At 69.1% G+C, this 9675-nt stretch carries 10 protein-coding genes; all 10 read right to left on the reverse strand.

Annotation, left to right across the window (positions count from 1 at the left end; all coding sequences use genetic code 11):
- Positions 1-49: 49 nt before the first annotated feature.
- Positions 50-1027 (reverse strand): DNA topoisomerase IB, encoded by a 978-nt coding sequence (locus tag ACL00U_RS15840; protein ID WP_412873599.1) that lies wholly within the window; start codon positions 1025-1027, stop codon positions 50-52.
- Positions 1028-1200: 173 nt separating this feature from the next.
- Entirely contained in the window at positions 1201-2388 is a 1188-nt protein-coding gene (tuf, locus tag ACL00U_RS15845) for an elongation factor Tu (RefSeq protein ID WP_017885537.1), read from the reverse strand.
- Positions 2389-2535: 147 nt separating this feature from the next.
- Entirely contained in the window at positions 2536-4653 is a 2118-nt protein-coding gene (fusA, locus tag ACL00U_RS15850) for an elongation factor G (RefSeq protein WP_017885538.1), read from the reverse strand.
- An 87-nt stretch (positions 4654-4740) separates the two neighbouring features.
- Positions 4741-5211, reverse strand: coding sequence for a 30S ribosomal protein S7 (gene rpsG, locus ACL00U_RS15855; RefSeq protein WP_017885539.1), 471 nt, complete (start codon positions 5209-5211; stop codon positions 4741-4743).
- 5 nt (positions 5212-5216) lie between these two features.
- On the reverse strand, positions 5217-5585 hold the full coding sequence (rpsL, locus tag ACL00U_RS15860) for a 30S ribosomal protein S12 (protein WP_017885540.1): 369 nt from the start codon (positions 5583-5585) through the stop codon (positions 5217-5219).
- Positions 5586-5813: 228 nt separating this feature from the next.
- The gene (locus ACL00U_RS15865; protein ID WP_017885541.1) at positions 5814-7046 is read right to left on the reverse strand and encodes a hypothetical protein; all 1233 of its coding nucleotides are present in this window, start codon (positions 7044-7046) and stop codon (positions 5814-5816) included.
- A gap of 37 nt (positions 7047-7083) precedes the next feature.
- The gene (locus ACL00U_RS15870) at positions 7084-7611 is read right to left on the reverse strand and encodes a DUF6121 family protein (protein WP_042537507.1); all 528 of its coding nucleotides are present in this window, start codon (positions 7609-7611) and stop codon (positions 7084-7086) included.
- A 27-nt stretch (positions 7612-7638) separates the two neighbouring features.
- The gene (locus ACL00U_RS15875; protein ID WP_412873600.1) at positions 7639-8250 is read right to left on the reverse strand and encodes a CBU_0592 family membrane protein; all 612 of its coding nucleotides are present in this window, start codon (positions 8248-8250) and stop codon (positions 7639-7641) included.
- Between the two features lie 161 nt (positions 8251-8411).
- On the reverse strand, positions 8412-8660 hold the full coding sequence (locus tag ACL00U_RS15880; protein WP_017885544.1) for a hypothetical protein: 249 nt from the start codon (positions 8658-8660) through the stop codon (positions 8412-8414).
- A 61-nt stretch (positions 8661-8721) separates the two neighbouring features.
- A complete protein-coding gene (locus ACL00U_RS15885) occupies positions 8722-9639 on the reverse strand; it encodes a prepilin peptidase (RefSeq protein WP_412873601.1) in 918 nt (305 codons plus the stop codon).
- Positions 9640-9675: the final 36 nt, after the last annotated feature.

Below are 9675 nucleotides of genomic sequence, written 5' to 3' on the forward strand. Positions count from 1 at the left end.
GGTGGTCCGGCACGTCGACCAACGCTACGTCATCCGGACGGCCCCCGGGTCATTGTCGGTAGAGCAGTGCCCGGACCTCGGCCTCGGCGGACGCCAGGCGGTCCGGATCGATGGTCTCCCCGTGGTCGTACGCATCGAGCAGACGGGGGTCGATGTAGCTCTGTCGGCACACCGTCGGGGTGTTGCCGAGCTCGTCGCTCGCGGCCTTCACCGCGTGCGACACGGCCTTCTTCCGCTTGGCCTGGGATGACTGCGGCCCGGTCTTCGCCAGGTCGACCGCGGCCGCGACCGTCCCGTGCAGGGTCCGGAAGTCCTTCGCGGTGAACTCGTCGCCGGCACGTTCCTTGACGTAGGCGTTGATGTCCTCGGCGGAGAGCGGCTCCCATTCCGCCCCACGGCGCTCGCGGAACGACAGCAGACGCGCATTGGGTCCGCGACGCTTCATGCCGGCGATGACCCGCGCCAGGTCGTGGTCGTGGATCGACGACGACCACTCCTGCCCGCTCTTGCCGGGGAAGTCGAGTTCGATGTCGTCGCCGGACACGTGGGCGTGCGCGCAGAGCAGCGTGGACAGCCCGCGGCTGCCGTGCTCGGTGGCGTACCGCTCGGACCCGACCCGGAGCGACCCCTGGTCGAGCATGCGGAAGGCTGCGGCCAGCGCGCGCCGGCGGTCCGGTTCCGGCCGGCGGAGGTCCTGTGTGACACCGCGACGGGCGACCGGCAACGACTCCGCCAGTGCGAGCGCGCGGTCGTACTTGATCCGGTCCATCCGTTCACGCCACGACGGGTGGTACATGTACTGGCGACGACCAGCACCGTCCGTGCCCGTGGCCAGGATGTGGCCGTTCGGGTACGGCGAGATCCAGACGTCGTCCCACGCCGGCGGGATCACGAACTCCTCGAGCCGACGGCGCTCGTCCGCATCGGTCACGGTCTTGCCGTCGGGGTCACGGAACGAGAAACCGCGTCCGGAACGGACGCGGTGGTAGCCGCGACCGGAGGTCGCGGATCTGCGGAGGCGGGTCACGTGCCCGAGCCAACTCCGTGAAGCCTGTGACGGGTCACGGGGCGGACAGGAGGCCCGTGGCCGACCCCGCCCCGTTCCTCCTGTCCGGCGCCCTGTACGGCGCGCCAGCGGCCGGGTACGACGAAGCGGGGCCGGACCCGAAGGCCCGACCCCGCTGTCGCAAGGAACCGGAGTTACTTGATGATCTTCTCGACCGTACCGGCGCCGACCGTACGACCACCCTCACGGATGGCGAAGCGGAGGCCCTCTTCCATGGCGATCGGCTGGATCAGCTCAACCGTCATGGCGACGGTGTCACCGGGCATGACCATCTCGGTGCCCTCGGGCAGCGTGATGACGCCGGTGACGTCCGTGGTGCGGAAGTAGAACTGCGGGCGGTAGTTCGCGTAGAACGGGTTGTGACGCCCACCCTCGTCCTTGGTCAGGATGTACGCGTTCGCCTGGAACTCGGTGTGCGGCGTGACCGAACCCGGCTTCACGACGACCTGGCCGCGCTCCACGTCCTCGCGCTTGAGGCCACGGATGAGCAGACCGGTGTTGTCACCGGCGACCGCGGAGTCGAGCAGCTTGCGGAACATCTCGATGCCCGTGACCGTGGTCTTCTGCGTCGCGCGGATGCCGACGATCTCGACCTCGGCGTTCAGGTTGAGCGTGCCACGCTCGACGCGACCGGTGACGACGGTGCCACGACCGGTGATCGTGAAGACGTCCTCGATCGGCATCAGGAACGGCTGGTCGGTGGCGCGCACCGGGTCCGGCACGTGCTCGTCGACCTGGGCCATGAGGTCCTGGACCGACTTGACCCACTTCTCGTCGCCCTCGAGCGCCTTGAGCGCCGAGACCTGCACGACGGGGGCGTCCTCGTCGAACTGCTGCGAGCCGAGGAGCTCGCGGACCTCGAGCTCGACGAGCTCCAGGATCTCCTCGTCGTCCACCATGTCGGACTTGTTCAGTGCGACGACGATGTAGGGGACGCCGACCTGGCGGGCGAGCAGGACGTGCTCACGCGTCTGGGGCATCGGGCCGTCGGTGGCGGCGACCACGAGGATCGCGCCGTCCATCTGTGCCGCACCCGTGATCATGTTCTTCACGTAGTCGGCGTGACCGGGGGCGTCGACGTGCGCGTAGTGACGCTTCTCGGTCTGGTACTCGACGTGCGAGATGTTGATCGTGATGCCGCGCTGGCGCTCCTCGGGAGCGTTGTCGATCTGCGCGAAGTCGCGGGCCTCGTTGAGGTCCGGGTACTGGTCGTGCAGAACCTTGGTGATCGCCGCCGTGAGCGTGGTCTTGCCGTGGTCGACGTGACCGATGGTTCCGATGTTGACGTGCGGCTTGGTGCGCTCGAACTTGGCCTTGGCCACTGTGGGTCCTCCTCAGGACTCGGAAGCGTCACCCCCGGCCGGCCCTGGATGGGCTCGGAACCGGAGGTGCGCGGTGTGTGTCTGTACTTTACTTGGTGGCGAGGGGCCCGTCGCCGGGCGCCCCCGCCTGTGGAGAAGCGCTGAGCGCTACTCCCCCGCGTTCTTCGCGATGATCTCCTCGGCGACCTTGGCCGGGACCTGGCTGTAGGTCTCGAAGGTCATCGAGTAGACCGCACGACCAGAGGTCTTCGACCGCAGGTCGCCGACGTAGCCGAACATCTCGGACAGCGGCACGCTCGCGCGGACCACCTTGACGCCCGAGGCGTCCTCCATCGAGGCGATCTGGCCACGACGGGAGTTCAGGTCACCGATGACGTCGCCCATGTACTCCTCAGGAGTACGGACCTCGACGGCCATGATCGGCTCGAGGATCGCCGGACCGGCCTTGCGAGCCGCTTCCTTGTAGGCGATCGAGCCGGCGATCTTGAACGCCATCTCGGACGAGTCGACGTCGTGCGCCGCGCCGTCCTTGAGGATGGCCTTCACGCCGACGGTCGGGTAGCCCGCGAGGATGCCGACCTGCATGGCGTCCTGGATACCGGCGTCGACCGACGGGATGTACTCACGCGGGACACGGCCACCGGAGGTCGCGTTGACGAACTCGTAGACCTTCTCGCTCGTGACCTCCATCGGCTCGAGCGCGATCTGCACCTTCGCGAACTGACCGGAGCCACCGGTCTGCTTCTTGTGGGTGTAGTCGTAGCGCTCGACGATCTTGGTGAGCGTCTCGCGGTAGGCCACCTGGGGCTTGCCGACGCTCGCCTCGACGTGGAACTCGCGCTTCATGCGGTCGACGAGGATGTCGAGGTGGAGCTCGCCCATGCCCTTGATCGTCGTCTGACCGGTCTCGGCGTTGAGCTCGACGCGGAACGTCGGGTCCTCTTCGGCGAGCTTCTGGATGGCCGTGGAGAGCTTCTCCTGGTCAGCCTTCGTGTTCGGCTCGATGGCGACCTCGATGACCGGCTCCGGGAACGTCATCGACTCGAGGACGACCTGGTTGGTCGGGTCGCACAGGGTGTCACCGGTGGTGGTGTCCTTGAGGCCGATGACCGCGTAGATGTGGCCAGCGGTCACGTTGGCGACCGGGTTCTCCTTGTTGGAGTGCATCTGGAAGATCTTGCCGATGCGCTCCTTCTTGCCCTTGGTCGAGTTGATGACCTGGGCACCGGACTCGATCGAGCCGGAGTAGACGCGCACGTAGGTCAGACGACCGAAGAAGGGGTGCACCGCGACCTTGAACGCGAGCGCCGAGAACGGCTCGGTCGCGTCGGGCTTGCGGATGATCTCCTTCTCCTCGTCCTTGACGTCGTGGCCGATCATCGGCGGCACGTCGAGCGGGGACGGGAGGTAGTCGATGACGGCGTCGAGCATCGGCTGGACACCACGGTTCTTGAACGCGGAACCGCAGAGGACCGGGTAGAGCGTGCTGCTCACCGTGAGGGCACGGATCGCTGCCTTGATCTCGGCGACCGAGAAGTCGGTGTCGCCCTCGAGGTAGCGCTCCATGAGGACGTCGTCCGCCTCGGCCACGCGCTCGATGAGCTTCTCGCGGTACTCGGCGGCACGGTCCTGCAGGTCGGCCGGGATCTCTTCGATTTCGTACTTCGCGCCCATCGCGACGTCACCCTTGGCGTCGCCGCGCCAGGTGAGTGCACGCATCTGGACGAGGTCGACGACGCCTTCGAACGAGCTCTCGGAACCGATCGGCAGCTGGAGCACGAGGGGCTCCGCGCCGAGGCGGTTCACGATGGTGTCGACGGTGTAGTAGAAGTCGGCGCCCAGCTTGTCCATCTTGTTGACGAAGCAGATGCGCGGGACTTCGTACTTGTCGGCCTGACGCCAGACGGTCTCGGACTGGGGCTCGACGCCCTCTTTCCCGTCGAACACGGCGACGGCACCGTCGAGGACGCGGAGCGAACGCTCCACCTCGACCGTGAAGTCCACGTGACCGGGGGTGTCGATGATGTTGATCTGGTTGTTGTCCCAGAAGCAGGTCGTCGCGGCCGACGTGATCGTGATGCCGCGCTCCTGCTCCTGCGCCATCCAGTCCATCGTGGCAGCGCCGTCGTGGACCTCACCGATCTTGTGCGTGATGCCCGTGTAGAACAGGATGCGCTCGGTCGTCGTGGTCTTGCCGGCATCGATGTGCGCCATGATGCCGATGTTGCGGACCTTGTTCAGGTCGGTGAGCACGTCCTGTGCCACAGGGTTCCTCCGGAAGAGTTGTAGGAGAGGTTGGCGGCCGTCCGGGCGCCGGGGTTCTTGACCACCGGCGCCCGGACGGTGCCGGGACTACCAGCGGTAGTGGGCGAAGGCCTTGTTCGACTCGGCCATCTTGTGCGTGTCCTCGCGGCGCTTGACCGCGGCACCGAGGCCGTTGGACGCGTCGAGGATCTCGTTCATGAGACGCTCGGTCATCGTCTTCTCGCGACGGGCCTTGGCGTACGAGGTGAGCCAACGGAGCGCGAGGGTGTTCGCGCGGTGCGGCTTGACCTCGACCGGGACCTGGTAGGTCGAGCCACCGACACGGCGGCTGCGGACCTCGAGGGTCGGACGGACGTTGTCGAGCGCCTTCTTCAGCGTCACGACGGCGTCCTGCTGGTTCTTGGCGGAAACGCCCTCGAGTGCACCGTAGACGATGCGCTCAGCGAGGCCCTTCTTGCCGTCGAGCAGGATCTTGTTGACGAGCTGGCTGACGATCGGCGCACCGTAGACCGGGTCGGCGACGACGGGACGCTTGGGAGCGGGACCCTTACGAGGCATCTAACTCAACCCTTCTTCGCACCGTAGCGGCTGCGAGCCTGCTTACGGTTCTTGACTGCCTGGGTGTCCAGGGCGCCACGGATGATCTTGTACCGCACACCCGGGAGGTCCTTCACACGACCGCCGCGGACGAGCACCATCGAGTGCTCCTGGAGGTTGTGGCCCTCACCGGGGATGTAGGCCGTGACCTCGGTGCCGTTCGAGAGCTTGACACGAGCGACCTTGCGCAGTGCCGAGTTCGGCTTCTTGGGGGTGGTGGTGTAGACGCGGGTGCACACACCACGCTGCTGGGGGTTCGCCTTCAGGGCGGGCGCCTTGGTCTTGGTGACCTTCGGCGTACGACCCTTGCGAACCAGCTGCTGAATAGTAGGCAACTGTTCTCCTGGTTCTTCGCTCGTGCTCTCTGGCCGGCGCGTTCCGCCGGCTTCCTCGTCCCACGCTGATCACCGCCGGACGGCGGGTGTTCGAGTGGGGGACGGAGTGGTCCGGCTGGGCGATCCCGCTCGCCGGACTTTTCGGGCGCGCCCGAGGGCGCACACCCGGTAGAGACTACCCGCGGAACGGGACGAAATCAATCCGGGTCACCCCGGGAACCGACACCGTCATGAGCCGGTGTCGGACGAGCCGTTGCCCACCGCCGAGCGGAACGTCGCACCGTCGCTCGAGAAGCCGGTGACGTACCCGCTCGCGTTGACGTTGAGCGGCCCCGCGGACGCCGTTCCGGTGCCGGCGGCACCCGAGATGTCCGCCGTGTACTTCGCCCGCCCGAACGTGGTCGTCGTGATCAACCAGCCGTTCGTCGTCCAGCTGCCGACCCGGACCGTCGGCCGCGTCTCGAGCGTCCACTTCTGGTTCGTGTAGGTGTACGCGGGGTTCTGGCCGTACGCGTAGAAGCTGCAGCCGGCCGGCGCGGCGTCGGTGGAGGCGATGCAGCCGTCCACCCAGTCGTCCACCGCTCGCTTGGCGGCCTGCTGCCCCGCGGTCGTGAGGGTGGTCGTCATCTGCACCGGGGTCGACGTCGTCCGGCCGAACCCGCTGACGTCCGCCGATCCACCACGTGCCGTGGTCCACTTGCCGCCGTCGAAGGCGACGTCGTAGGTACCGGGCAGCGCGCGGAGGCTCACCGTGCCGTCCTTCGCGGTCCGCACGTTCCGGCCTGCGACCGTGACCGACGCACCGGAGGGTCCGCGCACGGCGACGTCGACCGAGCCGAGCTCGGGGGCCTGGAGCTCCCAGACCGGGAACACACCCCAGTCGGTCCCGGTCTTGTCGAGCGTGAAGGTCGCGGCGACGTCCTGGCCACCCTGGCGCAGGTACGCCCGGACGGTCGCGGTGTCGCCGTCCGTCCGCGTCGCGGCGACGCGGTACCCGGTGACCTTGTCCGATGCCTTCGCGTAGGCGGCGTCACCGAGCAGCACGTCGGACTTCCCACGTTCGATGCCCGCGTCGTCGAGGGCGTCGGCCACGCGTCCGGCCGTCAGGTCGTCGAGGAACGCCCGCACGGGGCGGTCGGCCGAGTGCGAGGCGGAACCGACCGAGTACCCGACGACCCCGGCGACGAGCAGCAGGACGACGGCGGTGCCACCCGAGATGATCCCGATGAGCTGCCCGCGGCGGAGCTTCCGGCGGGGACGCTGCGGCACCGGCCCGGGCGCTCCGGCGAAGCCGGCGCCGGGCGCTCCGGCGAAGCCGGCGCCGGGACCGACCGCAGGACCAGGGCCGACCGTCTGGCCGGCTGCGGCGGACGCGCCGTCGGTGCCACGGATCGAGGCCACCGGCGGGACGGCGCCCCAGCCGCCCTGCTGGTCCGGATCCTGCGCGTGCTGGTCGCTCATCGTTCCCCCGTTTGGTGTGCGTCGTGCTGTCCGAAGACTACCGCTCGGCGGGTCCCTCGCCCGCGTTCGTCCGGTTGTGCCCGGAGAGTCCGCCCGACCCGTCCGCGCCGCTGGTCGCGTGCGTCCCGTCGGTCGCGACCGAGCCGCCCGCGGTCCGCGCCTGGTGGCGAGCCGTCGCGATCCCGCCGAGCACCGACAGGAGCGCCACCACGACGGAACCGACCACGAACGGGCCGAGGGCGTATCCCGCGGGGAAGACGAGGAGCTCGGTCGCGTCCGAGCGGACGAGTGCGTAGCCCACGGCTCCGACGCCGAGCATGACCAGGTAGACGGTCGCCGCCGCGACGAGGGCGGTCACCCCGGGGTTGCCGTCGCGGACACCCGCCGCGGTAGCCAGGAAGACGACCACCGCGCCGCCGACCACCATCGCGGGCCCGAGGTACGGGGTGGCGTCGGGCTGCGAGATGACCTCGACGTCGGCGAGCAGGGCTTCGAAGCCCGTGACGGCGATCACGAGCGCGATGAAGAGGATCGACGTCATCGTCGCGATCAGCCACCGGGACATGGGCCGATCGTATCGCCGACCGGCTGGTCAGCGAGCGGGTTCGGCGTGGTCCGTGTCGTCGGCGTGCGCACGGTCGGACTGCTCCTGCGCTGCGGCGACCAGGGCGAGCGCGATGGTCGCCGTGATGATCGGGACGGTCTCCGTCATCGGGGCGGGCGCCTCCGGCACCGTCGCGGGCACGAGATCCGACGTCGTCGGGCGGGTCGGGTCCGTCGCGACCGTCGCGTCCGCCAGGTCGACCCGCTGGAGGCCCGTGGTCGCGTCCGTCTCGCCGGCCCCCTCCGGCTCGTGGTCGCGCAGCGCCGGCCCGATGACCGGCAGGACCCCGGTCGTGGCCGGCGGCTCCGCGCGCAGGACCGGCGGCTCGGCCGCAGCGGACCCGTCGCGCTTCGCCGCGCGACGCGCACGGACCATCTTCACCAGGACGACGACGGCGACGATCGCCCAGATGCCGTTGACGATCGTCGAGGGGACGGCGTGGTGGGCGGCGACGTTGACGGCCACCGCGAGGCCGCCGACCAGGTTGAGCAACTGGTAGAGCGGACCGTTCGAGATCCTGCCCGTGGAGAACAAGATGTAACCAGCAAGGACGGTTACTGCCCCGAACCAACCGAGGAATTCGACGATTCCGACCAACACGCGCGACTCCGGGCACGACGAGGAACGGCCGATTCGAGCCGACCGTTCGAGAGGGGATGAGCAGCCGCGGACACGGCGCCGTGAGCATCGTAATCTCCGCGACGGGCGTCGCGGAAGTGATGTCGGCGTGGCGCGGCCGACACCGGTCCGTGCGGGTCGGATCAGCCCGCCGCGGTGCCGCCTGCGTCCGTCGTCACGTCCTTCGAGCGGAAGCGCCCGATCGACCAGAGCTGGCGGAGTGCGACCGCCACGGTGTTCGGTTCGAGCACCTCGCCCTGTTTCGTCGCGCCGACGGGTACCGGCACCTCGGCGAACCGCAGGATCGTCGGTCTCGCCCGGTCCGCGTCCTGCACCTCGACGGAACGGATCGCGGCGGCGCCGATGTCGACGCCGACGATGCTCTTCGACATGGGCGGTCCTTCCCCGTGACCGTCTTCGGGTCGGTCTGGTGGCGCAGCGCGTGACGAGGCGTCAGGCGAGTCCGAGGAGGCGCAGGTAGCCATCCCACGCGGGCGCACCGACGGCGATGCCGAGCCAGGAACCCGCGAGCATCCAGGGGCCGAACGGGATCCCGCTCCGGCGGCCCGCCCGGCGCACGGCCAGGAGGACGACTGCGAAGGTACCGCCGAGCAGGAACGCGGCGGAAGAACCCACCGCGAGGGGTCCCCATCCGAGGTACGCCAGCACGAGACCGAGCACGCCGGCGAGCTTCACGTCCCCGAGTCCCATCCCGCCGAGGACCGCCAGCGCGAGCAAGAGGTAGACACCGCCGAGGACGACGAGACCGCCGATCCCGCGGACCGCGGCGCCCCAGTCCCCGGACACCACCGATGCCACGAGCAGGAGCACGGGCAACACGATGTACGCCGGCAGCACGATCCGGTTCGGCAGGGTGTGGGTGTCGAGGTCGATGAGCGTCAACGAGATGCTGATCGCCATCAGGTACAGCAGTGCGACGAGCAGGATCGCAGCGTGGATCGCTCCGGGAAGACCGTCCGGTGCCGCCCACGTCGGCCACGGTGCGAGGACCGAGAGCAGGGTCACCGCGACGAACAGGAGGCCCGTGGCGGCTTCGACGAGCGGGTACCGAGCCGAGATGGGCGCGTCGCAGTCACGGCACCGGGCACGCAGGAGGAGCCAGGACACCACCGGCACGTTGTCGCGCCCCCGGATCCCGTGGCCGCAGCCGGGGCAGGAGCTGGCCGGTGCGACGACCGACATCCCGGCGGGGATGCGGTGCACGACGACGTTCAGGAACGACCCGATCGCGAGACCGAGCAGACCGACCAACGCGGTGACGAGGGGCAGCGCCGAGGTGGACACGGTGCCGGTCACCTCCCCGTCGGGGTGCCGTCGGTGCGGTCTCGCTGCGGTCGTTCGGGTGCACATGACGACCAGCCTCACGGACCGCGGACCGCTCCGTGG

Source organism: Curtobacterium poinsettiae (genome assembly GCF_047226435.1).
GTDB classification, from domain to species: domain Bacteria; phylum Actinomycetota; class Actinomycetes; order Actinomycetales; family Microbacteriaceae; genus Curtobacterium; species Curtobacterium poinsettiae.